General features: G+C 34.7%; 19 protein-coding genes. 8 read left to right on the forward strand and 11 right to left on the reverse strand.

Annotation, left to right across the window (positions count from 1 at the left end; all coding sequences use genetic code 11):
- Positions 1-54: 54 nt before the first annotated feature.
- Positions 55-2,862: a PEP/pyruvate-binding domain-containing protein gene (locus tag OM074_RS16685; protein ID WP_301201525.1), complete on the forward strand. Its 2,808-nt coding sequence runs from the start codon at positions 55-57 to the stop codon at positions 2,860-2,862.
- A 152-nt stretch (positions 2,863-3,014) separates the two neighbouring features.
- Here the strand turns inward: OM074_RS16685 and OM074_RS16690 are convergent, their stop codons facing one another.
- Complete coding sequence (locus OM074_RS16690; protein WP_301201527.1) at positions 3,015-4,754, reverse strand: response regulator; 1,740 nt, start codon at positions 4,752-4,754, stop codon at positions 3,015-3,017.
- A gap of 430 nt (positions 4,755-5,184) precedes the next feature.
- On the opposite strand from OM074_RS16690, the gene OM074_RS16695 reads away from it, so the two are divergent.
- Together OM074_RS16695 and ettA are read left to right on the forward strand one after the other, a co-directional pair.
- Positions 5,185-6,030 carry a hypothetical protein gene (locus OM074_RS16695; protein ID WP_301201529.1) on the forward strand — a complete coding sequence of 282 codons (846 nt, stop codon included), beginning with the start codon at positions 5,185-5,187 and terminating at the stop codon, positions 6,028-6,030.
- 105 nt (positions 6,031-6,135) lie between these two features.
- Complete coding sequence (ettA, locus tag OM074_RS16700; protein WP_301201531.1) at positions 6,136-7,821, forward strand: energy-dependent translational throttle protein EttA; 1,686 nt, start codon at positions 6,136-6,138, stop codon at positions 7,819-7,821.
- Between the two features lie 67 nt (positions 7,822-7,888).
- On the opposite strand, the gene OM074_RS16705 is transcribed toward ettA, so the two are convergent.
- Together OM074_RS16705 and OM074_RS16710 are read right to left on the reverse strand one after the other, a co-directional pair.
- Positions 7,889-8,995 (reverse strand): adenylate/guanylate cyclase domain-containing protein, encoded by a 1,107-nt coding sequence (locus OM074_RS16705; protein WP_301201533.1) that lies wholly within the window; start codon positions 8,993-8,995, stop codon positions 7,889-7,891.
- A 6-nt stretch (positions 8,996-9,001) separates the two neighbouring features.
- On the reverse strand, positions 9,002-10,129 hold the full coding sequence (locus OM074_RS16710) for an adenylate/guanylate cyclase domain-containing response regulator (protein WP_301201535.1): 1,128 nt from the start codon (positions 10,127-10,129) through the stop codon (positions 9,002-9,004).
- 212 nt (positions 10,130-10,341) lie between these two features.
- Between OM074_RS16710 and OM074_RS16715 the strand changes: the two genes are divergently transcribed.
- Both OM074_RS16715 and hisS read left to right on the forward strand, forming a co-directional pair.
- Positions 10,342-10,824, forward strand: a complete 483-nt coding sequence (locus tag OM074_RS16715; protein ID WP_301201537.1) for a WbuC family cupin fold metalloprotein — start codon at positions 10,342-10,344, stop codon at positions 10,822-10,824.
- 66 nt (positions 10,825-10,890) lie between these two features.
- Positions 10,891-12,255, forward strand: a complete 1,365-nt coding sequence (hisS, locus tag OM074_RS16720; RefSeq protein WP_301201539.1) for a histidine--tRNA ligase — start codon at positions 10,891-10,893, stop codon at positions 12,253-12,255.
- A 34-nt stretch (positions 12,256-12,289) separates the two neighbouring features.
- Here the strand turns inward: hisS and OM074_RS16725 are convergent, their stop codons facing one another.
- The 3 genes from OM074_RS16725 to OM074_RS16735 form a co-directional block, all read right to left on the reverse strand.
- Complete coding sequence (locus OM074_RS16725) at positions 12,290-12,769, reverse strand: hypothetical protein (RefSeq protein WP_301201542.1); 480 nt, start codon at positions 12,767-12,769, stop codon at positions 12,290-12,292.
- Between the two features lie 10 nt (positions 12,770-12,779).
- Positions 12,780-13,208 carry a hypothetical protein gene (locus OM074_RS16730; RefSeq protein ID WP_301201544.1) on the reverse strand — a complete coding sequence of 143 codons (429 nt, stop codon included), beginning with the start codon at positions 13,206-13,208 and terminating at the stop codon, positions 12,780-12,782.
- A 74-nt stretch (positions 13,209-13,282) separates the two neighbouring features.
- The gene (locus tag OM074_RS16735; RefSeq protein WP_301201546.1) at positions 13,283-13,849 is read right to left on the reverse strand and encodes an RNA polymerase sigma factor; all 567 of its coding nucleotides are present in this window, start codon (positions 13,847-13,849) and stop codon (positions 13,283-13,285) included.
- Positions 13,850-14,108: 259 nt separating this feature from the next.
- Here OM074_RS16735 and ychF point away from each other — a divergent pair, with 259 nt between their 5' ends.
- Both ychF and OM074_RS16745 read left to right on the forward strand, forming a co-directional pair.
- The gene (gene ychF, locus OM074_RS16740) at positions 14,109-15,209 is read left to right on the forward strand and encodes a redox-regulated ATPase YchF (RefSeq protein ID WP_301201548.1); all 1,101 of its coding nucleotides are present in this window, start codon (positions 14,109-14,111) and stop codon (positions 15,207-15,209) included.
- A gap of 124 nt (positions 15,210-15,333) precedes the next feature.
- Entirely contained in the window at positions 15,334-15,942 is a 609-nt protein-coding gene (locus OM074_RS16745; protein WP_301201550.1) for a DUF4294 domain-containing protein, read from the forward strand.
- A 66-nt stretch (positions 15,943-16,008) separates the two neighbouring features.
- On the opposite strand, the gene OM074_RS16750 is transcribed toward OM074_RS16745, so the two are convergent.
- From OM074_RS16750 to OM074_RS16770, 5 genes are all read right to left on the reverse strand, one after another.
- The gene (locus OM074_RS16750) at positions 16,009-16,749 is read right to left on the reverse strand and encodes a LytR/AlgR family response regulator transcription factor (protein ID WP_301201553.1); all 741 of its coding nucleotides are present in this window, start codon (positions 16,747-16,749) and stop codon (positions 16,009-16,011) included.
- 398 nt (positions 16,750-17,147) lie between these two features.
- Positions 17,148-17,792: an isoprenoid biosynthesis glyoxalase ElbB gene (gene elbB / locus OM074_RS16755; protein ID WP_301201555.1), complete on the reverse strand. Its 645-nt coding sequence runs from the start codon at positions 17,790-17,792 to the stop codon at positions 17,148-17,150.
- 494 nt (positions 17,793-18,286) lie between these two features.
- Complete coding sequence (locus OM074_RS16760; RefSeq protein ID WP_301201557.1) at positions 18,287-18,676, reverse strand: DUF3859 domain-containing protein; 390 nt, start codon at positions 18,674-18,676, stop codon at positions 18,287-18,289.
- Positions 18,677-18,695: 19 nt separating this feature from the next.
- Positions 18,696-20,897, reverse strand: a complete 2,202-nt coding sequence (locus OM074_RS16765) for a tetratricopeptide repeat protein (RefSeq protein ID WP_301201559.1) — start codon at positions 20,895-20,897, stop codon at positions 18,696-18,698.
- 140 nt (positions 20,898-21,037) lie between these two features.
- A complete protein-coding gene (locus tag OM074_RS16770; protein ID WP_301201561.1) occupies positions 21,038-22,273 on the reverse strand; it encodes a tetratricopeptide repeat protein in 1,236 nt (411 codons plus the stop codon).
- 321 nt (positions 22,274-22,594) lie between these two features.
- Between OM074_RS16770 and OM074_RS16775 the strand changes: the two genes are divergently transcribed.
- The gene (locus OM074_RS16775; protein ID WP_301201563.1) at positions 22,595-24,982 is read left to right on the forward strand and encodes a TIM-barrel domain-containing protein; all 2,388 of its coding nucleotides are present in this window, start codon (positions 22,595-22,597) and stop codon (positions 24,980-24,982) included.
- Positions 24,983-25,047 lie beyond the last annotated feature (65 nt).

Genomic DNA, 25,047 nt, shown 5'->3' on the forward strand with positions numbered 1-25,047 from the left:
TAGTAAGGTTTAAGTGTTTATAAATTATTGTGTTAGGCGGATAATTAAAAAGATATGGATAGAGAAGGGGAAATAATTTACTCTGGATTGTTCGAAGAAACTGCATTTGATCATCTTATGCAAAATCGTATTCAATCGGTTTTGCTAATTTTGAGTAATTATGATGCATTTTTGCTGGAAGAAGATGGCCGTATTGAAGAACAAATATTTAATGAGTATGTCTCCTTAAATTTAAGGTACCCACCCAAGTTTATTTTAGTTACTACATCGGAACAGGCTTTAAAAACGTTGGAGAGAGAATCCGTTGATTTGATTATCTCAATGTTGAATATTGGAGGTATGGATCCATATCAACTTTCTAAAACCATCAAAAATCAATATCCTGCAATCCCTATTGTTGTTTTAACTCCATTTTCGCGTGAGGTCAGTATAAAATTAAAACATGAAGATACAAGTGCTATCGATTATGTGTTTTGCTGGTTAGGGAATACAGATATACTAGTAGCCATTATAAAACTAATCGAGGATGAGATGAATGCGGAAACCGATATTCTTGAAGTGGGTGTACAGTGTATCATATTGGTAGAAGATTCCATTAGGTTTTATTCTAGTTATTTGCCTCTTATTTACAGGATAGTTTTAAAGCAGTCGAAAAAGTTTATGGCAGAAGGTTTGAATGAACATCAAAAGATGCTTAGGATGAGGGGGCGTCCTAAAATTTTATTGGCCAGGAATTATGAAGAAGCCATTGATTTGTATCAAAAGTATAAATCCAATTTGTTAGGGATTATTTCGGATGTTTCATTTAATAGAAATGGTGTTAAAGATCAATTTGCAGGTGTCAGGTTAGCCAAACAGGTTAAACGAGATGATGTTTATATGCCTTTAGTTTTGCAATCTTCGGATATAAAGGTTGCTGCTATTGCTAAAGATCTTAAGGTTGGTTTTTTATTTAAGCACTCAAAGAAACTACTTAGGGAATTAAAAAGCTTTTTAAATTATAACCTTGCGTTTGGGGATTTTATTTTTGTAGATCCGGTGACCCAACGAGAGGTGGAAAGGGTGAGTACGCTAAAAGAATTGCAAGATAAACTCCTTCGGATACCAGACGACTCCTTGCGGTATCATTTTCAGCGTGATCACATATCAAAATGGTTAAAGGCACGGGCTTTGTTTCCTATAGCCGAAGTGATCAAAAACCTGAAGATTGAAGATTTTGGATCATTGGAAGCGTCCAAATCCTTTTTATATAATACAATCGTTAATTTTCGAATTTCTAAAGGGAATAGGGTTATTGCCCAGTTTTACCCGGACAGGTATGATAAATATGTGAAATTTGCAAGGATTGGGAATGGGTCCATTGGTGGTAAGGCCCGAGGGTTGGCTTTTTTGAACACCATTATAAATAATAATATAGGAGAACTCAATTTTGAAAATGTTGAGATTACCATCCCCAGGACTGCTGTTGTCGGGACTGATATTTTTGAGCACTTCATGGATTCTAATAATTTGTACGAGGTGGCCTTGTCTGATTTTAGTGATGAAGAAATACTGGACCGTTTTGTTAAGGCTAAATTGCCAAGTGTATCGGAGGTGTATTTAAAACGTTTTATTTCAGTAGTGAACAACCCTATAGCAATCCGTTCATCCAGTGTTTTGGAGGATAGCCATTATCAACCATTTGCAGGGATATATTCTACGTATATGATATCCAATACTGATGATATCGATGTGGTGGTAAGGCAAGTTGCTGATGCAATCAAATGTGTTTATGCTTCTGTTTACTTTAAATCGAGCAAGGCATATATGACGGCTACGATGAATATTATTGATGAGGAACGCATGGGGATTGTTTTGCAGGAAGTTGTTGGGCAGCAACATGAAAATCGATTTTATCCTACGATTTCGGGAGTTGCACGATCAGTGAACTTTTATCCAATATACCCAGAAAAGACAGATGATGGAATTGTCAATGTAGCTTTAGGTCTTGGGAAGCAGATTGTAGAAGGGGGTGTTTCCTTGCGTTTTTCACCTGGTTACCCTCAAAAGTCTCTACAGTTGTCAACTCCTGAGTATACACTTAAAGATACCCAAAAAACGTTTTTTGCGCTTGATTTGGACAATCATAGCTTTAAGCCTTCAGTAAATGATGCTATAAATCTTTTGAAATTGGATGCCAAAACAGCGTTAAAAGATGGTACATTGCGCTGGTTAGGGTCAGTTTATGATTATCAAAATAATATTATTCGAGATGGAGTTACTTTCAAGGGGATTCCTTTAATTACGTTTGCAAATGTTTTGAAATATGATACTTTTCCACTGGCAAGTATCGTTAAATCTATCCTGGCAATTGGTCAAAGGGAAATGAATCAGCCGGTAGAGGTGGAATTTGCAGTTGATTTACAGTCGGCTTCGGGCAAACATGTTTTTTATCCCCTTCAAATACGCCCAATTGTGGAAACGGAAGAGAGCCTGAAGGAGGATCTTCTCAGTTTAACTCCAGACAGGCATTTGGTGTATTCTACATTGGCTTTGGGGAATGGAGTTGTTGATGATGTTAAAGATGTGGTGTTTGTTAAAACAGATGGGTTTAAGGCGGCTAATATGGTTAAAATGGTTTCTGTTATTGAAAAATTAAATCAGAGTATTTTAAATGAGAACAGAAATTATATACTTATCGGTCCTGGGAGGTGGGGCTCCCAGGATCCATGGTTGGGAATACCTGTAAAATGGCCTCAGATATCAGGGGCTAGAGTTATTGTAGAGACAGCTCTTGATGGGTTTAGTGTTGATCCAAGCCAGGGAACCCATTTTTTTCAAAATCTAACCTCGTTACGGGTTGGCTATTTTAATGTAAATTAGATATCGGATAAAGACCGTTTGGATGAGTCTTTTTTGTTAGCCTTGCCGGCAATCTATGAAGACGCCTGGATAAAACATGTACGTTTATCTTCTGCTGCAATTATAAAAATTGACGGAAAAAACAGTGTAGGAGTGATTTACTACCCTGATGTTTAACTTAAATGGTGTTTGATTTTCCCTATCAGGTCTTCCGGTTGAAATGGTTTACTGATATAATCATCCATGCCGGATGCCATGCACCTTTCTTTATCTTCAGGGAAAGCGTTTGCTGTTACTGCAATGATTGGCGTGTGGGTATTGGTGCTTTTTTCTATTTCCCTGATTTTTTGAGTGGCTTTAAAGCCATCCATAATAGGCATCTGAACATCCATCAGTATTAAATCATATTTGGCCTTGCCAAATTTATCCAGCGCCTCTTTCCCGTTGTAGGCAACTTCAATCTTATTAACCTCATTTTTTATGTACAGGATAATAATTTGCTGGTTGCTAAAATTATCTTCAACCAATAATATATTGGCATTTTTAATATCAACAGATGGTTTATAAAAGGATTCGCTATTAGTAATCTTATCGTTTAGTTTTTGTAGTGATATACTTTGAGTGTTTTCCTTGAATGTAATTCCAAATTCAAAGGTAGTCTCTTCTATATTAGGTTGTATATGAAGAATGTGGCCATCTTGCTCGATAAGTTTTTGGGTTAATCCCAGATCGAGATACTGAATGTGCTTTGAAGTATTGAGCCTAAGGATGTCATCGCTATATAAAGAGTCTTCAGACTTATATTCTTTAGGGAAAGGAATGTTCCCAATGCTGATTATCTTAAAGTTCAGTTCGATAATTCCTGGCATATTGTTAATTCGGGAAACTTCAATATTAATAAGCTTTTGTTCAGCAACGTTATATTTTGCAATGCTATTGAGGATATTCAGAAATATTTGTTTTGTTTTAATAGCGTTCCCCAACATAGTTGAAGGAATGTCGGCCGAGAAAGAAAGGCTGAACTTTTGTTTGGTGTTATTTTCCGAAAACAAACGAATGGTATTGTTTAAAGTGGAATAAAGATTAAAGCTAATTTCCTCTTCTGTAGCCGGTGTTAACCCTGATTTGGAGGATGAAACCATGTTGGTTACCACATTTACAAGGTTGTTTGCTGAAGCGTGTATGGTGTTGATGTAATCTCTCTGGTCATCAGTTAAGTTTGTTTTTCCAAGAATGTCCAGGATACCGGTTATATTACTTAATGGGGTTCTGATTTGCCTTGAAAGGTCAGATATTTGCTCCTCTTTAGAGTTTTTGCTGTTTTGGGAATTGATCATTGCCCTTTCCTTGGTAAGCATAACTTCTGCAAATATAAACTTAAGTGTATATGCTATGATAAAGGAGAAAATGAAATATATAGAGAACAGAATTTCCATGTTTAAGGTGTATTGGGTAGCTTGAGGAACTATTTTGCTAAGCAATACAAAATCAATAATCACAAAAAGGAACATATATAATGAATACATGGCTCCCTGGTGTCTGCCAAACAGGTTAATTGCAACAAACGGGAAGATGCCAAGCCAGATAATATTAATGTTTGTTGGCCCTCCAAAAATTACAAAAAAAGAAAAAGTAATTATAATAAATGAAAAAAGAATTTCTTTATAATAGGTGGAGTTTGACCGGCGTCCGGTGTATAAATAGTTAAATGCAAAAAGTATACTGAAAAACAACAGCGGGCCTGCAAAAAACAGGTTCTCCTCAAGCAAAGAAATAATACCTTCGATAAAAACAATTACAAAAAGAAAGAAGTTAAGAACATTTGAAAAAAGTTGTACGGTTTTTGTTTCTACTTCAACCTTTTCGTCATGATCAAAAGAAAAGAGCAATATAAATTTATTAATAAACTTCATATGGTTTTAACTCAAAATGTTTAATGGTACTCAAACACAAATTATTCATACACAAACATCCTGAAACAGTTATTGGTGTGGATGTTCAGATATAAAAATGATTATACCAAATCAGGCTATCGTTATTAGTTGCGTTCAAATAGTGCAAAAATGCAAAAACTTTTACGTGTTCAAACTAAATAGGTTTGAATTTTTAATGCAATTTAAAGTAAATATGCGAATATAAATTGAATAACTATGAATTTAAATGTTTTAGAATTTATGACGATTTATAAGTGTTTGAATGCTAAGGTGTATTTGCTGATGGAATAGTGAAGTTGAAATTGTTTTTGTAAATTTTTCCTTTAAAATATAACCCAATCTAATTATTTTCGTTTTAGTATATCTTAATAAAAGAAAATTGTTGTTTTTGAATTAAAAATAAAAAGAAATGAAGAAATTAATTGTTAGTCTAATAGTTGTGGCAATGGCAGTAGGTGTTGTTGCTCAAAAAAATATGGCAACAGAAGCTGATTATAAAAAGTTCTTTAATACCAAAACTTATGTTGTAATGGATGACAACCCCATGTCTGATTTTAACTTTATGATAAAAAAGGTTATGCCTCGGGTTTGGGATGTTACTGAATATGAAATTATTTCCCATTCAGAGTTTGATGAGAAAAGAAGAGATCCGTCATATTCATTTATTGTTACTTCTACAGTCACTTTTGATAAGGATAAAACAAAAGCCAGGTATACCTTTATTAGTTTATTATTAGGAAAGGATGTGTATTCGATTACAGATATGCCGGATTTGTGTTCAATACCATTGTCTTATTTAAGGGTAGAAGATGATAGTTATGCCTATAAAATGGAGGGCTTTATCAAGTTTATGCAGGATCATGTAAAGTTGGTTTCTCAAAACCCAAACATTATAGGTGCTAATATGTTTAAGTATTATAACAAAAATGTAAAGAGCCTGAATAATAAAAAGTTATTGCTGGTTAAAGAAGACCTTACTGCCGACATTAATACTTTAAGCAAGTTGCAAAAAGAATATCCTTATCATGTAGAGATTGTGGATCAGGAGATTATTACAAAAGCTATTGAAGATAAAGATCCTGATGTGGTTTATTTGCATAAGGTAGGACCTGAAGGAACTAAGTATAAAGCAAGATGTTATAAAATTGTGATAGGGGCTGCCGATTCGCAGTTTTATTATTTCGACTGGCACATGGTAACTCCCAAAAACAGAGATGGCCTGTTGCTTAAAGATGTTAAGGCAATGGCAAAATAGGATATTTACATTCTTTAATATAAAACCTTACTAGTTTTTCTGGTAAGGTTTTTTTATGCCTGTTTTTTAATGTTATTTTTGCAGCAAATTTAATACTCTTAAATAATGTCTGACGATAAGAAAATTATATTCTCAATGGTTGGAGTGAGCAAAGTGGTTCCTCCCCAAAAAAAGATTTTAAATAATATTTATTTGTCTTTTTTCTATGGTGCTAAAATTGGTATTATTGGATTAAATGGTTCAGGTAAATCAACCTTAATGAAAATAATTGCCGGAGTAGATAAGAACTTTCAGGGTGAAGTGGTTTCTTCTCAGGACTATTCGGTTGGTTATTTGGAGCAGGAACCGGTTTTGGATGATAATAAAACAGTAAAACAAGTTGTGGAAGAGGGAGTGCAGGAGGTTGTTGATGTTTTAAATGCATATAATAAGGTGAATGAAAAGTTTGCCGATCCTGAAGTATTGGAAGATCCGGATAAAATGCAGGCCTTGATGGACGAGCAGGCCAAATTACAAGAGAAAATTGATCAGTATGATGCATGGAATCTGGATACAAAACTTAATATTGCGATGGATGCTTTGCGTTGTCCGGATGAGGATAAGCAAATAAAATTCTTATCCGGTGGAGAACGCAGGAGGGTGGCTTTGTGTAGGTTGTTGCTTCAGGAGCCGGATGTGTTGCTTTTAGATGAGCCTACTAACCACCTGGATGCGGAATCTGTGCAGTGGTTAGAGATGCACTTGCAGCAATATAAAGGTACGGTTATTTCAATTACACACGATAGGTATTTTCTGGATAATGTAGCAGGCTGGATTTTGGAATTGGATAGAGGAGAGGGCATTCCATGGAAAGGTAATTATTCATCGTGGCTTGAGCAAAAAACCAAGAGAATGGAGCAGGAAGAGAAGTCTGCTTCAAAAAGGAGAAAAACGCTGGAAAGGGAATTGGAGTGGGTTAGGATGGCTCCTAAAGCACGGCATGCAAAATCAAAAGCCCGCTTATCAGCCTATGATAAATTGATGGATGAAGATGTTAAAGAGAAAGAAGAAAAACTGGAAATCTTTATTCCTAATGGTCCCCGTTTGGGAGATAAGGTAATTGAAGCGCATGGCGTAGCAAAAGGATTTGAGGATAAGTTACTTTTTGAAGATTTGGAGTTTCTTTTACCTAAAAACGGTATTGTAGGTGTTATTGGCCCCAATGGCGCAGGTAAAACTACATTGTTTAGAATGATTATGGGACTTGAAGCTGTAGATAAAGGTACTTTCGAGGTTGGCGAAACAGTTAAAGTAGGGTATGTTGATCAAACCCATGAGGCTATAGATCCCGACAAGTCTATTTTTGAAGTGGTTGCAAATGGACAGGATACTTTGAAAATTGGCGGGAGAGACTTGAATTCAAGAGCATATCTTGCAAGGTTTAATTTTACGGGTGGTGATCAGCAAAAAAAATGTGGGGTACTTTCCGGAGGAGAGCGTAATCGGTTACATCTGGCCTTAACCCTAAAAGAAGAGGCTAATGTGTTGCTGTTGGATGAGCCAACCAATGATATTGACGTAAATACACTACGGGCTCTGGAAGAAGGACTGGAGGATTTTGCAGGTTGCGCTGTTGTAATTTCTCACGACAGGTGGTTCCTTGATCGGATAGCAACGCATATCCTGGCATTTGAGGGTGAATCAAAGATCCATTATTTTGAAGGATCATTCTCGGAATATGAGGAGAGTAAAAAACGTAGAATGGGCGATATAACTCCTAAACGTATACGTTATAAAAAGTTGATGGATTAATCAATTTTGTGAATGAACTAACAGGGTTGCCAGAAAATTTGGCAACCCTTTTTGTATAACGAAGGTTTTAAAAAACATCAAAGTTTTCGTAAATGTTAATCAATTCTATATCTGAAATTACATCCATAACATGAAATACATCTACTTCTTTCATACCTTTTAACTTTACCTTTCCCTGGTGTTCATATATAAAATCATCTTTGGTTAGGTTGTATGTGTTGTTGCTCACAGCAATGTTCATGGGGGTACAACTTGTTTGTATTCTTGAGGCTGTATTAACATTTTCACCAAATACATCAAACAAATAGTTTTCAACCCCAATCAGGCTGCCAATTACATCACCACTGTTTATGCCAATTGTAATTTCCCATTTCACGGGATTAACAATGTTTCGTTCCAGAATAAACTGTCTGAACTCAATAGCGGCCTGTATCAGGTGTTTTGCATGGTTTTCGTTTTCGTCAGGAAGTCCGCAAACGGCAAGGTATGCATCACCAATTGTTTTTATTCGTGTACAATTGTATTTGCAGATTATCCTATCAAATGCAGAAAAGATATCACTTAGTTCGTTAATTAATCTTTTGGGCGACATGGTGGTGGTTTTTTTTGTAAAACCTACCAGGTCGGTAAACATTACAGAGGCATTTTTGTACCGTTGGGGTTTTGAAGTACCGGTTTCTTTTATTTCATGCAGGATTTTTTTGGGTATTAAGCCTTCAAGTATTTTTTCTACTTTATGTCGTTCGTCTTCTAATTCAGCATGTTTTTGTTTTAATGCACTAATTGTGCTGGTCAGGGCTAAAGTTGATTTAACCCTGGCAATGAGTTCTACAGGAGAAATGGGTTTTTTAATATAATCAATTGCCCCGGCATCCAGGGCTGTTTTTACGTTTTCAGCATCTGAAAAACCGGAGGAAATAATTACAGGGATGTCTTTTGTGGAAGGATGTTTTTTTATCAGGTTTAGTGCATCAATCCCCGTCATTTTGGGCATTTCCCAATCCATTATAATTAAATCAGGTAAAGCATTCCTTGCAATTTTACAGGCATCCCTGCCATTTGTGGCTTTAAGGTAAATAAAACTCTGACCCATTTCTTCGAGGTGGGATATGATAATATCCATTATAATGGACATATCATCAACAAGAAGAATTTTATACGGTTTTTCTAACATGGGAATTTAGTTTGTCGACAGTTTTTCAATGAGTTTCCCTAGTTTTAGGTTATGTTTTTTTTTGTCATTTAATAGGATGGGATTGATTGAGGATTTTAAGTAATACATCCTTTTTTTACCAATTCCTTTCACTTCCGCAGGTAACCTTTCTATGTATCTAAACGAATTTCTTGTGATAAGATATGTTGTCTGAGATATGTTTACCTGATTAGGTTCGCATGTATTCTCCATCCTGGAAGCCTCGTTGACCGTATCTCCAAATACATCAAATAAGTAGTTGGATTTTCCAAGGACGCTGCCAATAACTTCACCAGAATTAATTCCAACTTTGATATCCCATTTTACCTTATTGATTAAGTTTCTCTGTTTAAGGAATTCTCTCATGTCAATGGCTGCTTGTATTAAATTTTTGGCATGGTCTTTATTTGGCGTTGGTATTCCCGAAACTGCCAGATAGCCATCTCCCATGGTTTTAATTCTGGTGCATTGATTTTTTTTCATGATTTTATCAAATTCCTCAAATATCTCCGAGAGCTCATCAATAACTACCTTAGGAGATAGGGTGCGTGATTTTTTTGTAAAATCAACCAGGTCGGCAAACAATACTGAGGCGTCCCGGTATTTTTTAGGCTTGGATTCTCCGTACCGGGTAATTTCATTAATAATTTCAGAAGGCATGAGGCCTTTGATCATTTCCTCAATTTTTTCTTGAGATTCGTTTATAACCCTGTTTTGCCTGTTTAATTTTGCGATGGTGCTCGACAGGGTTAACGCTGTTCTGACCCTTGCGAAAAGTTCTATAGATTTAAAGGGTTTTTTTATGAAATCGAGGGCTCCGTTTAGTAAAAACTCTTCAATATCACTGGCAGAACATTCTTGTATACTAACAAGAATTGGGGTGTCAGCGTTTTTTGTTGAGTTTTTTATTTCAGAAATTTTCTGATTTAACATTTCAGAAGTTTCGCTACAGTCAATAATGCAAAGGTCGAACTTGCTTTTGTTGATTGCATGGTGAGCATCTTCGCACCCCATATTAAATATCAACCAATCATCACCAAACTCAAGTAACCTGCTTTTGATAATCTGCAGGTTTATCTTGTCGTTCCCAATTGCTAAAATCTTCACTGTATCCATTCTTTCACTTCTTGGCTTAAAAATTATCCTATCAAATTGTATTATTCTATAATACTGTAAAGTTTTAGTACGGTTTATGAATAGTGACGAAACCGATTTTTTTTTTTTTGAATGTTTGGTTTCCTTAGACTAATGGATTTTACCCTGCTTATGGATAATATTATGAAGTTTTTATTGTGTTGGGCACTAAAAAAATATATAGTTTTAAGCCTATGATAGTTATAAATAAAAGTGTAATTGAGCAACTCATATCAGATGCCAGGCAGGCAGACCGGAAAAGAAAGAATCTAAACTTTCATAAGTATAAAGAGGATCCCCTTCAAAGGATGTTGAACGCCTTTGAACCAGGCACCTATGTTCATCCTCATACACATGAAAACCCTGATAAAAGAGAAGTGTTTTTAGTTTTGACAGGTAAGCTTCTGGTAATTTTCTTTAACGAAAAAGGAGATGTTGTGGAGCATGTTGTTTTAGACAGGGATAAAGGGTTTTTTGCAGTTGAGATCAATCCCGGTGAATGTCATACAGTAACAGGACTGGAAACAGGTACTGTAGCTTATGAAATTAAAGATGGCCCTTACGATGTTTCAGATGATAAAAATTTTGCCGATTGGGCACCGGAAGAAGGTAGTGCAGAAGCAGATAATCAACTTAAACAATGGATTAATAAGCTTGGTTTTTCTTTGAATTGCTAAATGCCATGCATGTTTCAAATAAAATAAATAACTTTGCGCTTCGTTAAAATTTAAATGTTTAATATAATGGCTCAAAAACCTGCTATACCAAAAGGAACCAGGGATTTTTCGCCCGTTGAAATGGCGAAACGTAATTATATATTTGATACCATAAAATCAGTATTTGTAAAATATGGATATCAACCTATAGAAACACCGGCAATGGAAAATTTATCCACATTAATGGGTAAATATGGAGAGGAAGGGGATAAGTTATTGTTTAAGATATTGAATTCTGGTGATTTCCTGGCAAAGGCAAATGAGCAATTTTTAACCGAAAAGAACTCGGTAAAAACTACAACCCAAATTTCTGAAAAAGGGTTAAGATATGACCTAACGGTACCATTTGCCCGCTTTGTTGTACAGCACCAGAATGAGATTACATTCCCTTTCAAACGATACCAGATTCAACCCGTTTGGCGGGCAGATAGGCCACAAAAGGGGCGCTACAGGGAGTTTTATCAGTGTGATGTAGATGTTGTTGGTTCGGACTCGCTGATGAATGAAGTGGAGTTGATTCAGATAGTTGATGATGTTTACAATGCCTTGGGGATTAATGTTGTGGTAAAACTGAACAACAGAAAGATACTTACAGGTATTGCCGAGATCATTGGAGAGGCTGATAAAATAATAGATATAACTGTTGCTATTGATAAGCTCGACAAGATTGGATTAGATAAGGTGAATGAAGAGTTGAGGCAAAAGAATTTGTCGGAAGGAGCTATAGAAAAGCTACAGCCTATCATTAACCTGGCAGGAACCAATCAGGAGAAGGTAGAAACACTTAAATCGGTTCTTAAAACATCGGAAGTTGGTTTAAAAGGTGTAAGTGAAATTGAAAGTGTACTTGAATATCTAGCAACCTTAACAATTACAACTGAAGTTGAGCTTGACCTCACCCTGGCAAGAGGGCTGAATTATTATACAGGAGCTATTTTTGAGGTGAAAGCCCTTGATGTTCAGATAGGGAGTATTACCGGGGGTGGAAGGTATGATGACCTGACCGGTATCTTTGGGTTGAAAGATGTATCTGGTGTTGGTATATCTTTTGGTGCAGACAGGATTTATGATGTGATGAATACCTTGGATCTTTATCCTAAGGAATCTATTGTTTCGACCCAATTGCTGTTTGTTAATTTTGGGGAAAAAGAAGCCTTGTATTCATTAAAGGCCTTACAACATGTTAGGGCTGCCGGAATCAAAGCTGAGTTGTATCCTGATTCTGCAAAAATGAAGAAACAAATGGCTTATGCTAATAAAAAAGAAATTTTGTTTGTGGCCATGGCAGGCGAAGATGAAATTTTGGAGAATAAGATTACCCTCAAAAACATGAGTTCAGGTGAGCAGAGTCTTGTTACTGTTGAAGAAGCAATAAGTATTATTCAGAAATAAAATATTGCAACGAGCAGGAACAACCTGCTCGTTTTTATTTTCTTTTAGCCTCTCTTTGTGATGGTTTTAAAGAGTTTTGATTTCTTATTTGTGTAAGTAAGTAGTTTTTGTATTGCTGTTCGGAATTATATAGTTTAATTACTTTATCAATACTAAGTATACTTTTGAATTTTTGATGATAGGCTTGTTCCAGTTTTGCTTCTTTCAATCTAAAGTTAATCAGGCTATCAGCCAATTCAGTCTTCTTTTCGCTTGAGTATTTCATCCAGTTGTTTTGTAAATCAAGAGTAATCTGTTTTTTTTGTCTGGCAAGACCTTCCCGTTTTTTAAAAAAATCATTGTAAACAGGCCAAAATGCCTGGGCTTCTTCTGTTGACAGGTTTAATTTATTGGTTATAAATGCAACTTTTTGTGCTTTAAGTCGCTCTATTTTTTCTTCCCTCGAGAATTGTTGTCCCCAGGAAAATATATGTATAGAAAGAAACAATATTATTAGTAGAAAAGTCTTATTCATTTTTTTTGCTTTAAAAGATTACAATATCTTCAATGTCTTCGTATGTCAATCCTTCAAGTAAGTTGGGATCGGAATTTATATTGTCAAATATAGCATTGTTTTCATTATCGATTATGATATCTATTAACTCATATTCATCAAAACTGGGGGATAAATACTCAAGAGATACTTCTGTTGTAAATGATGCATCTGCAATTTGATTGTTGGTTTTTGATATTGGAGATACATAGTAAACCAAAGTAATCAGGGTAAAAATAGCCGCAAGTGACAGCCATGGCTTTAATATCATAACAACCTTTTTCCCGGTGGATATTTTTTTTGACTCAATCAGGCTCATCATTTGATCATCAAACGAATCAAAATAATGATCTGGAACAGAGAATCCAGTATCCGGGTTTTCCTTTTTTATCTGATTAAGTATATTAAACTCCTCTTTCATTTCAATTATCTCCTGTTATTTCTTTGATTCTGGTTTTATTAAAAGGTTTAATTGTTCAGATCAAAAAAAATCTATTATTTGTTTACTAATGTGTTTTTTAAGTATGCTTCAATTTTTTTTGCAGCGTGGTGATATGATGCTTTTAAAGATCCAACTGAAGTTTCTAAAATTTCAGCAATCTCACCATATTTTAAATCATCAAAATATTTCATATTGAATATGATTTTTTGTTTTTCAGGTAAAGTGCTAATTGCTTTTTGAAGTTGTATCTGAATTTCAGTTCCTTCAAAGTAAGGATCGCTTTTTAGTTGGCTTTCCAGTTTGTTTACTTCTCCATCTATAGGATAGGCACTGTTTTTTTTCTTTTTCTTTAGTAAAGTTAATGATTCGTTTGTTGCTATCCGGTATATCCAGGTGTATAAAGCCGAGTTGCCTTGGAAAGAATCAAGGTTCTGCCATATTTTCACAAACGTATTTTGTAGCACATCGTCGGCATCTTCATGTGTAAGTACTATTTTTCTAATGTGCCAATATAGCCTTTCTTTATACTTTTGCATTAGTATCTTAAAGGCTTTTTGTTGGCTGTCCTTAGATTTAAATAGTTCAACAAGTTCTATGTCATTTATTTTCTGGTATGCCATTAATATTATTTCTCAATCAATATCGATTAACTTACGGTTCTTTTGACGTGATATATGTAAAAAGGTTTAATATTATGCGGCAAAATTTATTGAATGGGCAGTTTTAGTTTTTTAAAGTATTGTTATATAATGAGATGTGGGGTAGTGCCAAGTTGCAGTAATTTGTTGTGTTATTTCCCATAATGTTTTTTCAAGCCGAAAATTTGATGTACTTTTGCACAAATTTTTGATAAAATAGTGATACTGAAATAAATATAAAATGGGATTACAATGTGGGATTGTAGGTTTGCCAAATGTTGGAAAGTCTACATTATTTAATTGTCTGTCAAATGCTAAAGCTCAGTCTGCTAATTTTCCATTCTGTACTATTGAGCCTAATGTGGGTGTTATAACAGTACCGGATGAGCGTTTGATTAAACTTGAAGAATTGGTTCAGCCACAAAGGGTTTTGCCTGCAACGGTTGAGATTGTAGATATTGCAGGATTGGTGAAGGGTGCAAGTAAAGGTGAAGGTCTTGGAAATAAATTCTTGTCAAATATCCGTGAAACAGATGCAATTATCCATGTTTTGAGATGTTTTGATGATGATAATGTAACTCATGTTGACGGTTCGGTTGATCCGGTCAGAGATAAAGAAGTGATTGATATGGAACTTCAGATGAAAGATTTGGAGACCATTGAAAATCGTTTGCAGAAATCAGAAAAAGCAGCCAAGGCTTCTAAAGATCAGGATCTAAAGCGGTTGGTAGAAGTTTTGTATTTGTATAAAGAAGTTCTGGAATCAGGGAAATCTGCCAGAACGGTTGAGCTTACCGAAGCCCAGCAAAAAGTATCTAAAGATTTATATTTGCTTACCAATAAGCCAGTATTGTATGTGTGCAACGTTGATGAAGGCTCGGTTGTTGATGGCAATGGTCATGTTGAAGCAGTAAAAACAGCTGTTGCTGATGAAAATGCTGAGGTTTTGGTAATTGCAGCACAAACAGAAGCTGATATTGCAGAGTTGGATTCGTTTGAGGAAAGACAAATGTTTTTAGAAGATATAGGGCTTTCTGAATCAGGGGTTGCAAAATTAATCAGGTCGGCCTATAAACTTTTAGAGTTAGAAACTTATTTTACCGCAGGGGTTAAGGAAGTAAGAGCTTGGACCTATCCTAAAGGTGCATGTGCGCCACAGGCAGCTGCTGTTATTCATACTGATTTTGAAAAAGGTTTTATCAGGGCTGAGGTTATTAAATATGATGACTATGTACACTATAAGTCGGAATTGGCTTGTAAAGAAGCAGGGAAGATGAATGTTGAGGGTAAAGAATATGTTGTTCAGGACGGCGACATTATGCATTTTAGGTTTAATGTATAATTGCCTCGTTCAAAATTTAAGATAGTAGAATAAGCCGGTCAGTAATGATCGGTTTTTCTTTTTTATGCACTATTAAAAGTTGTAATTTTATTGCAGGAATTACTTTTGTCATACTCTCTTTTTTATGAGGAAGCTTTGCAAAAATATAATTGTGTTATATGGATTAATGACATTCAGTTTGAGCGTTGTGGCTCAGGTGGATACTCTTAAAACCAGTACTCTAAATCTTTTAAAAGGCAAAGTGCTTGAAGGAGATACAATTCCCCATGTGTACATTAAAGAGGTGCAGGTTTCTCCCCCTTGGAAGTTTAAAAATAAAAGGCAGCATAAGCGATATAGCAGATTGGTTATTAATGTTAAAAAGACTTTGCCCTATGCCAGGCTGGCTAAGCGGCGGTTGGATGCCATAGCTTTGGCCTTAGACACAATATCTGGCGAAAAGCAGAAGAAGCAATATATCAAAATTGCTGAAAAAGAACTTTTTGAAGAGTTTGAAAAGCCTTTAAGGAAACTTACTTTTTCACAGGGAAGGATGCTTATTAAATTGATAGAAAGAGAAACCGGAGATACTAGTTATAAGTTAATAAAAGACTTAAAAGGAGGTTTGTCGGCATTTATGTGGCAGTCTGTTGCACGAATTTTTGGTTCAAACCTTAAAACTGAATTCGATTCGGAAGGAGATGACAGAATGATTGAGCATATAATAATGTTGTTGGATAATGGGGTGTTGTGAGGGAGGTGTAGGAAAAGATGCAAATTTCTTATTGAGAAAGTTAGGTGTGTTTGATAGTGATAAGACCTAGTTTGAATTATTAGTTAATCTGGATAATTCTTCAATTAGATTTTTAAAGTTGGCAGAGGCCAGGGGTACTTTAATACCATCAAGGTGAATAATATTTTTCTCTTTATCAATTTCAGATATGTAATTAAGATTTGCGATACACGAACGGTGGGTTCTGAAAAAATGTAGTTTAGGAATGTTTTCTTCAATACTGCCTATTGTTTTGGATACATATAAAGGTTCGTCATTATCCCTGTATATTTTGCAGTAATTTCCATCTGCCTCTATGGCTTTTATTTTTTTATACGGAATAATATGAACGCCTTTTTGGTGGTTAACCAAAAGTTTGCAATTGTTATAGATCCATTGTGCGTTGTTTTTGTAATTATCTGTGTTTTGTTGTCGAATATTTATTTTTAGTACTATGTCTACCAATTGCTTTGGCTTTATTGGTTTTAATAAATACCCGGCTGCTCCAAGTCCAACAGCATTAACCGCATATTGTTGGTGTGCAGTAACAAAAACCACATCAAAGTTTATGTTGGTAAAATAATTGAATAACTCTAAACCTGATTCTTTGGGCATTGATATGTCAAGAAAGACAATGTTGGGGTTTAATCTTCTGATTAAAGCAATCCCTTTTTCAAGATCGTCTGCTGTATCCATAACTTCAACAATATCGTTAAGATACATTTCAAGTATTTTTTTTATGCTCTGACGGGCAGAAGATTCGTCATCAATTATTATTGCCTTTAGCATGGAATAGATTTTTGGATGCTTGTAGTTATTTTAATTTATAACATGTGAATTTAAATAAAATATTCAAATTTTCAAGCATAAAAAAGTCGTCTTGTTTAAAAAAGTGGGGGGTTCATTTGTAAATCATGGTGTTTCATTAAATGAGGCGGATGAGGTTTGGTTAGAAAACTGAAATTTTATCATCTTTGTGTGAAATTTGTAATAACTAAATGACTAATTATGAGAGTTACCAGACAAACACCTTTGCTAGGATCGATTTTAAGGGCTGATGTCCCAAACGTAATTTTAACCATTCAAATTATTATCGTAGGCCTGGCTATCTTTGTACTTATTTTTTAAAGTGCAAAAAAGGCCTCCTTTCTTTTGGGTGGCCTTTTTTATGTTTCGATTAAAGTAATTTATAATTTTATTATTTCGTCAATTAAATTTAAGGTTCCCTGTTCAATCTGAGCAATGTTTGCATCAAGCATGTAACAAGGGGTTGTTACAATTTTGTTTTTTGCGTCTATAACAGTCTCTGTATGATTTGTATTCTGATGCGTCGATCCCATTTGGGTGATGGTATCTTTGGTGGCAATATCGTTTCCTATGGTGACCAGAGAGCCTGGAATTATTTTAGCAATTACTGCAGGAGCTATGCACATGGCCCCAATGGGTTTTTTGTTCGTCCAGAATTCTTTTATTTTTTCAGCAACTAATGGAAGAACTTTGCAATCTGCTCCCTCAAAAGCAAGATTGCTTAAATTTTTGGCAGCTCCAAAGCCTCCCGGAAAAACAATGGCATCAAAATCATTAGAATTTAAAGTTTCAAGATCTTTGATCTGGCCTCTGGCAATCCTGGCTGATTCGACCAATACATTTCTTGATTCCTGCATTTCTTCACCGGTAATATGGTTTATTACGTGGTGTTGAGTGGTGTTTGGGGCAAAACATTGGTAAATAGCACCTTTTTTATTAATAGCTAAAAGAGTTAGAGTTGCTTCATGTATCTCAGAGCCATCAAAAACGCCACACCCCGATAAAACTACTGCTATATTTTTCATTTGTCTTTATTGGTTAGTAGTATATTTCATTATTGAAAAAACCAAAGTACTATTTTTTGTGGTAAAGCTCAATAATTATGTATTCTTTTCGTTATTATAACTAAGGAAAGTGCTTATATATTGATGTGTTTATTAATAATTTTTAACTTTTAAAGACGGTGTTTTTTTAATAGCTTGGTAAAGCTAATTTAGATATTGGAGCAGCAATTGTTGGGGTGTTTGATTTTTTATTGAAATGAAAACCGGTAATTATAAAGGGCTAAAGGAATCTAAATTGTAGTTAAAAGCTGTTAAGGTTTTTTTTATCAATTAGTTAAACTGTTATATTTGTAGCGTAATGTTAGAAAAATTTAGGGAGATGTTTAGAAAAACGGATGATAATACGGTTAGGTTAAAGAGAAAGATTTTTTGGTTTTTCGTAATTGAAGTTTTGTTGGTAATTGCTTTATTAGGTTTCACATTTTTCTTGATTACTGTTGTGTTGAACTAATATATTACGGTTCTTTAACATATAGTGATTTTTGGATTAATAGTTCCCCTTCGAGCCAGGTTGTAAGTTTCCATTCTCCTTTTTTATTATGGATGGGTTCCCAGATGGTATCTCCTAAAAAGAACTCATAATCGTTAGAACGTACAAAATATTCTCCGGTAAAGGGGGGTGCAATTCTACCATTTTCATCTGTAAATGGCGGATGATCTATCTTAAACGTAATCCTTTTTCCTTTTGCTCCTTTAATTTTAATCACATAGCCAAATTCAATGTCTAATTCCAGGGGTATCTGTTCTGTTATTTTTAATAATTTTGGTAAAGCGCGGGAATTTCTATCCCAGTTTGTATATATTCCGTAGCTATATAATTCTGTCTGTATTTTTTTCTTTGCCATTTATTTGTAGGTTTATGTATTATCCTTCAATATTATATTTTAGTTGATCAATAATAAAAGGGATATCCTCTTTTAGGATGCCGTTTTTGGTAAGATAAGGGATGTCTTCATTAAATACTTCGAAAAACTCAGTGAAGTTATTGTTCATTTTAGAAATAGCTTTTTGATAAAATTTTAAGGCTTCTCTTCTGTTGTTTTGGCACCAAAAAACATGTGCGATGTTAATTATATCGTGTGTGTTTGATGATGTAAGAAGTAGTTTATTGTAATATTTTTCTGCTTGTTTCAAATTGCCGACAACAAATGAACACCATGCGATCGGTCGCCATACTTTGGTGTTTGATTCGTCAAGATATTCAACCTTAAAATAATATTTAAGGGCATCAGTGTAGTTTTTTAAGTCTAAATGGCAATGGCCAATGGAGGCTTGAGTATATAAGTCTTTAGGTTTTAGTCTTTCTGCAATTAAATAGTATTCCAAAGCTTTTTCTGGTTGCCTTAATAGTTTATACATTAAGGCAATTTTTTTTGTAGTCCATATTTGCTCAGGTTTTAAAATGTCGGCCTTTAAGTACTGTTTCAGGGCTTTTTTATATGTTTTGTTTTGCTGATAACAGTAAGCCAGCTTTTGTATGATTTCAATATTATCTATTTGTTTTTTATTGATGATCTCAAAAGCTTCAGCCGCTTCATTAAAGTATTCTTTTTTAAAGAAAAATTCTGCAATCTGTCTTAAACTGTCAATGTCTTCAATAATGTACGTAAAGAAAGTTTTGTTATGAAAATCCATTTTCCATGCAAAAATATCTTCAAATTGGTGGTGCTGAGGATGGATCTTAAAAAAACGATATAAATCCTGGATATACCTGTTCGAAATAATTGATTGTTTTTTTTCGGGACTAATAATTTTTTCGTCTTTTTCTATTTCATCCATTTGTTCCATCTGTTGCTCAAACATTTTTCCCATCATATCTTTTTGAAATGGTGGCATGTGTGGGATGCTCAGAAATAGAGAATATTTATCTGAGTTGCATAGAAAACCTGAGTTGGCTAAACTTTCTTGTATTTTCTTGTTTGAGAAAATATTATCTTCATTTCCGAGGGCTTTTTTTAATTCAGGATTTTCGAGGTAAAAAGGAGTAAACCAGTTGTAAACAGAATTGAAGAAGCTAAAGTGTTTGAGCATTTTAAAGGTCGTCAGGAAAACATCAGCCCCTTCCAGTTGCAATTCCGTTAGTTCTTCCAACTTGTTCATTAATTCAGGAGAGTCTTTGAAAAAGTCTTCCCATTCCGGGTTTTCTCCTTCGTTGAGCTTTTCGCCAAGGAGGTTATCTAAATCCAACTTGTTTCTAAGGTTTGGTTGCATTTTTACTACCTCCGGAAGTATCTCCTCATTTAGTTTTGTAGAAATCTTTTCTGTCTCCCTTGTTCTGATGAGTTGTATTGCGATAGATAATATATTTTTAATCAATCGCTTGTCTTCCTGTAATAATGTAAGCCTTGATTTGATTTTGGGGTAGACAAACAATCTGCTGTCATATTTAAAAAGGACTAATAGCAGGCCGGTTAGTGTTCTTTGCAATATTACATCCTCATTGCTTTGTAAAGCATTGAAAAGAAGTAGAATCTTATTTTCGTTGAATTCCTGAAATAACCCAATTGTTATGGCTGAGATAAAAATGCACCTATAACTAAAGTGTATATTATGGTCAACAATAAGTTCCAGGATTCTCTTGTATTCATCATCAGAAATATTAGAAGTAGCCCAAAGGTGGTTAAATAATATTCCAGATATTTCAAGAGAATACTGGCTGCTGATTTCATTTTGTGCTGTAATTTGGTTTTTTGCGTGTTCAGCAAAAAACTCTTCAATAACCGATACAACTGATATTTGATTATTTAATTGAAGGTTACGCTGGGTTTCATAAAAAATATTGTTGGATTTGCTGTTGTTAATTGAAGCAAATAGTGCATCGGATAAATCGTAGCATGATTTTATAATATTGTTATATACCTGTTGTTGTTCCGGATCACTAACTCCGTCAAAAGTGTATTTTAACATGCTTTTATATGCGAACTCCAAATTATAAAGTTCATCGTTAAGCATCCCTTTATGGTTGTTTAGCGCTAATTGGTTAAGGATTGACAGAGCATCTTTTATGCGTTTTTGATTCAGTGCTGTTTCAACGTTGTTTTGTAAATGTGGTATATTTTTGTTCATAACAATATTTTCGTTGTTTATTGGGTAAAAGTACGAAAATATTGTGTTTTGGAATACGGTGATCAGCTGCCTGTTTGTATTAAATTGTTTGTTTTGAAAAGCAGGAGCTTATTTTTATGAAAGTTTGATGATTTATACCGTTAATTTTCTTTTTCCCAAAAAAGGGTTTCATTCAGCTTGGCAACCCTCATTTTGCAGAAAGTTTCTATTTGGCTTTCCGAGGTTGAATCTTCCCTGTTTATTTTGTTTATAAGGTTATTGTAGCATTGTAGTGCCTTCTCTTTGTTTTTTATTTCGTAATCATATATCATGGCAATCTTATATTCACCAAAAATGTTTTCAGGACTGTAATTTGATATTAGTTTGTAGTGGGCAATCGCCTGTTTGTATTCCATCATCCATTCGAATGATTCAGCTATTCCTTTGTGAATCATGGCCATTGTTTTACTGTCGGGAGTGTACAATTCTAGTGATTTGTTCAGATAGGCAATGCTTTTATTGAAATTATTGTTGCGTTTGCAGCATATGCCTAAAACGTAATAAGCCAGGTAGTCTGTAGTGTCCTTTTTAATATAGTTCTCTAATACCGATTCCCCCCTAGTAAAATGAGAAATCTTCCAGCATGAAAGTCCTAAAAATTTAGAAGTAACCTGTGATGAATCTCCATTTTTATATAAGTCATTAAAAATTTCGTATGCATCATATATACTGTCGTTTACATATTGGGTTTTTCCATATAGTCGTTGCAGGACTTTACTGCAGTGCTGTTTTTTTGAATAGTAAGTGTTTAGGAAATGAAGTGCTTCGGTGTTCTTTTTGTTTTTTAATAGGATATCGGCCCCCTTGATTAAATTTGAGGTAGTTGGGTTCATTTCACAAGCCTTAGTATAATAAACTAAAGCGCTGTCTGCCGCATTAATATCACGATAGGTGTCTGCAATTTGTGTAATAATATATAAGTTGTGTGGATCCTGCCATCTGATGTTTTTTAAAATTTGCAAGGCTTTCTTGTGTTCGTCGAGTTTCTTGTATAGTAATCCGCTTTTTATTCTGTAATGATTATTTTGAGGTTGATATTTTAATATTTTTAAAGTAAAGTCTAGTGCTTCCTGGTATTGCGAAGTATTTGTGTATAGCGACTCAAGTTCCTTGAGTATTTCCAAATTGGTAGTGTCGCGTTGATATATTTTTTGATAAGCATTAATTGCTTTATATAACTTGTAATTGTGCTCTAGCAGCTTGGCTTCTGAAATTTCGCTTGCATTGTTTGTATTTAATGTATCAGATAATATTTGGAATTGGGCAGATATTGCTGTCAGGTGTCCTGCCAAAAAAAGCAGAAAGCAAATTATAATTGTTTTTCTTGATAGTTTCATGGTTATATTTTTTAAGAACTAAAATATTAGTTCAAACTTAAACTAAAAAAATAAGTTTGCAAATTATTTAACTAATAAATTAGTTGTATTGAATTGGTGGGTAACAATAGATTGTATAGTTTCTATATTTTATGATAGTTTAAGTAAATTAAGTGGCAGATATATAGGTTGATATAAGTAGTGTTGTTTATATTTTTTGATGTTGTGTAGTAAAAAGGAGAAATTGCACTTTTACTAATTTATGAAATTGGGATTGATATTAAATGTGCGCAGAAAAATTTGTATTGAGACCATGTTATAAAATATCTTATTAAAATGTATATGAAATTTACTTCTGGATTGACAATTTTACTAATTACCCTGATTGGTTTCACAGGATGCCGTTCTAATTGCGACGGTCGCTTTGTAAAGGATGTAATTGAAACCGAAAAGGGCCTGACTGTAATTACTAATGAAGGAGAAATCTATTTGAATGCGTTAACAGATTATTCGATTGAAGTTGAGTACGCATTATATGATATCGAAAACCCTCCCTCTTATGCAATTCCAAACACCCGCAAAAAGGTTGAAACAATTATAAAGGATAGTGGTACAAAACTTTCATTTTCAACAAAGGGAATGACCGCAGAGATAGGTAAATGTCCTTTTTCTTTATCTTTTTTTTCAGGAGATTCACTGTTGTTTTCAGAGGAAGTTGGTTTGGTGTATAATGATTCTTTAAAAGGATTCCGGATGAATCTTGAGCCAAATGAAATATTGATGGGGGGAGGCGAGCGTGTGCTGGGTATGGACAGAAGGGGGCATCGTCTTAGGCTGTATAATAAGGCTAGTTATGGTTATCAAACACATGCTGAACTAATGTATTATTCTTTGCCTGTGGTGGTTTCATCAAATAAATATATGCTGTTGTTCGATAATGCTGCAGATGGTTGGTTAGATCTGGGTAAAACAGATCGGGATATTCTTCAGTTTGAAACAGTAGGAGGGAGGATGAGTTATGTTGTGGTGGCCGGGGAATCGATGCAAAAAGTGACCGAAAACTATGTGCAAGTTACAGGTTATCAACCAATGCCTCCTCGATGGGCGTTGGGTAATATTACTTCTCGAATGGGTTATCGTAGCCAGAAACAGGTAGAAGCTGTTGTTGATGAATATAAAAAGCAGGGATTTCCTCTTGATGGAATAGTTCTTGATCTGTACTGGTTCGGACCTGATGTTAAGGGGCATATGGGTAATTTGGACTGGGATTGGAATGCATTCCCGGAACCAGAAAAAATGATGGAGAAAATAAAATCACAAGGTGTTAAAACAGTTTTAATTACCGAACCTTTTATTTTAAAAACAAGCAAAAAGTTTGAGGAATGTGCCCGTAATAATTTATTGGGGACAGATTCGTTGGGAAATCCTTATGTATTTGATTTTTTCTTTGGAACTACTGCTCTGCTCGATATATTTAAACAAGAGACAAAAGATTGGTTTTGGAGTGTTTATAAAAAACATACATTAAGTGGAGTAGATGGCTGGTGGGGCGATTTAGGTGAGCCGGAAATGCACCCGGATAACTTGCGTCACATAGTTGGGGATGCTAATGTGGTGCATAATGCCTATGGGCATGAATGGGCCAAAACAGTTTTTGAAGGTTTTCAAAATGATTTTACAAACAGGCGGCCTGTTATTTTAATGAGGGCAGGTTTTGCTGGTTCGCAACGGTATGGTATGATACCCTGGTCGGGCGATGTGAGTCGTACGTGGGGAGGTTTAAAGCCTCAGGTGGAAATATCTTTACAAATGGGAATGCAGGGTTTGGCTTATATGCACTCGGATTTAGGCGGTTTTGCAGGAGATTATAAAGATGCTGAATTGTACACAAGATGGCTTCAATATGGCGTATTCCAACCAGTGTACAGAACCCATGCACAGGAAGATGTTCCTCCGGAACCTATTTATTGGGATAAAAAAACAAGGGATATAACCCGTAGATATATAAAATTGAGGTATGCGTTGACTCCATATCTATATACTATGGTTTACGAAAACAGTACAAAAGGAACACCATTGATGCGTCCCTTGTTTTATATGGATGAAGATACTGCTATAATGGATAATAAAGATACTTATTTATGGGGTAAAAACATGCTGGTTTCGCCGGTTACGGAGAAAGGTGCTGTAGATTGGCAGGTTGCCTTACCTCAAGGCGCTATTTGGTTTGATTTTTTCACAGGCGAAAAATTTGAAGGTGGTCAGGTAGTGACTGTTCCTGTGGATATTGAAAATATTCCGGTTTTTGTAAAAGGGGGTGCTTTTATTCCTATGGTAGACCCTGTTGGAAATATGGAAGAATATAGTACAAAAAAACTAAGCCTTCATTATTATCATGATTCATCATTGATGAGTTCAGAGGATTTTATGTATGAGGATGACGGTATGTCAAACAATAGTTGGAAAACTAATAGGTTTGAAAAACTTAATTTTAGGATGGAGAATATAAAAGGAGGTTTTGCTGTTATCCTATCCCGGGAAGATTATGAATACAAAGAAAAACCAGATAATAGAGATATTTCTTTTTTTATCCATAATGTTCCTGAAGAACCAGAGGAAGTTGTCATAAATAATATAAAAACATCTTTTAACTATGATAGGAAAAAGCAGCAGCTTTATATAGATGCAGTCATGACAGGGAGTGATCAATTAGAAATAGTTATTAAATAATAATGTCAAGGACTTAAATTAGCATGACGATAAAAAATGGAGATCTCTTTTCTCAGGATTCCGGT

This window comes from Plebeiibacterium marinum, assembly GCF_026013615.1.
Lineage (GTDB): Bacteria > Bacteroidota > Bacteroidia > Bacteroidales > Marinilabiliaceae > Saccharicrinis > Saccharicrinis marinus_A.

Excerpts from the sequence above, each read along its gene's own strand:
- OM074_RS16685 (WP_301201525.1), top strand. The coding sequence starts at position 55 with ATGGATAGAGAAGGGGAAATAATTTACTCTGGATTGTTCGAAGAAACT.
- OM074_RS16690 (WP_301201527.1), bottom strand. The coding sequence starts at position 4,754 with ATGAAGTTTATTAATAAATTTATATTGCTCTTTTCTTTTGATCATGAC.
- OM074_RS16695 (WP_301201529.1), top strand. The coding sequence starts at position 5,185 with ATGAAGAAATTAATTGTTAGTCTAATAGTTGTGGCAATGGCAGTAGGT.
- ettA (WP_301201531.1), top strand. The coding sequence starts at position 6,136 with ATGTCTGACGATAAGAAAATTATATTCTCAATGGTTGGAGTGAGCAAA.
- OM074_RS16705 (WP_301201533.1), bottom strand. The coding sequence starts at position 8,995 with ATGTTAGAAAAACCGTATAAAATTCTTCTTGTTGATGATATGTCCATT.
- OM074_RS16710 (WP_301201535.1), bottom strand. The coding sequence starts at position 10,129 with ATGGATACAGTGAAGATTTTAGCAATTGGGAACGACAAGATAAACCTG.
- OM074_RS16715 (WP_301201537.1), top strand. The coding sequence starts at position 10,342 with ATGATAGTTATAAATAAAAGTGTAATTGAGCAACTCATATCAGATGCC.
- hisS (WP_301201539.1), top strand. The coding sequence starts at position 10,891 with ATGGCTCAAAAACCTGCTATACCAAAAGGAACCAGGGATTTTTCGCCC.
- OM074_RS16725 (WP_301201542.1), bottom strand. The coding sequence starts at position 12,769 with ATGAATAAGACTTTTCTACTAATAATATTGTTTCTTTCTATACATATA.
- OM074_RS16730 (WP_301201544.1), bottom strand. The coding sequence starts at position 13,208 with ATGAAAGAGGAGTTTAATATACTTAATCAGATAAAAAAGGAAAACCCG.
- OM074_RS16735 (WP_301201546.1), bottom strand. The coding sequence starts at position 13,849 with ATGGCATACCAGAAAATAAATGACATAGAACTTGTTGAACTATTTAAA.
- ychF (WP_301201548.1), top strand. The coding sequence starts at position 14,109 with ATGGGATTACAATGTGGGATTGTAGGTTTGCCAAATGTTGGAAAGTCT.
- OM074_RS16745 (WP_301201550.1), top strand. The coding sequence starts at position 15,334 with ATGAGGAAGCTTTGCAAAAATATAATTGTGTTATATGGATTAATGACA.
- OM074_RS16750 (WP_301201553.1), bottom strand. The coding sequence starts at position 16,749 with ATGCTAAAGGCAATAATAATTGATGACGAATCTTCTGCCCGTCAGAGC.
- elbB (WP_301201555.1), bottom strand. The coding sequence starts at position 17,792 with ATGAAAAATATAGCAGTAGTTTTATCGGGGTGTGGCGTTTTTGATGGC.
- OM074_RS16760 (WP_301201557.1), bottom strand. The coding sequence starts at position 18,676 with ATGGCAAAGAAAAAAATACAGACAGAATTATATAGCTACGGAATATAT.
- OM074_RS16765 (WP_301201559.1), bottom strand. The coding sequence starts at position 20,897 with ATGAACAAAAATATACCACATTTACAAAACAACGTTGAAACAGCACTG.
- OM074_RS16770 (WP_301201561.1), bottom strand. The coding sequence starts at position 22,273 with ATGAAACTATCAAGAAAAACAATTATAATTTGCTTTCTGCTTTTTTTG.
- OM074_RS16775 (WP_301201563.1), top strand. The coding sequence starts at position 22,595 with ATGAAATTTACTTCTGGATTGACAATTTTACTAATTACCCTGATTGGT.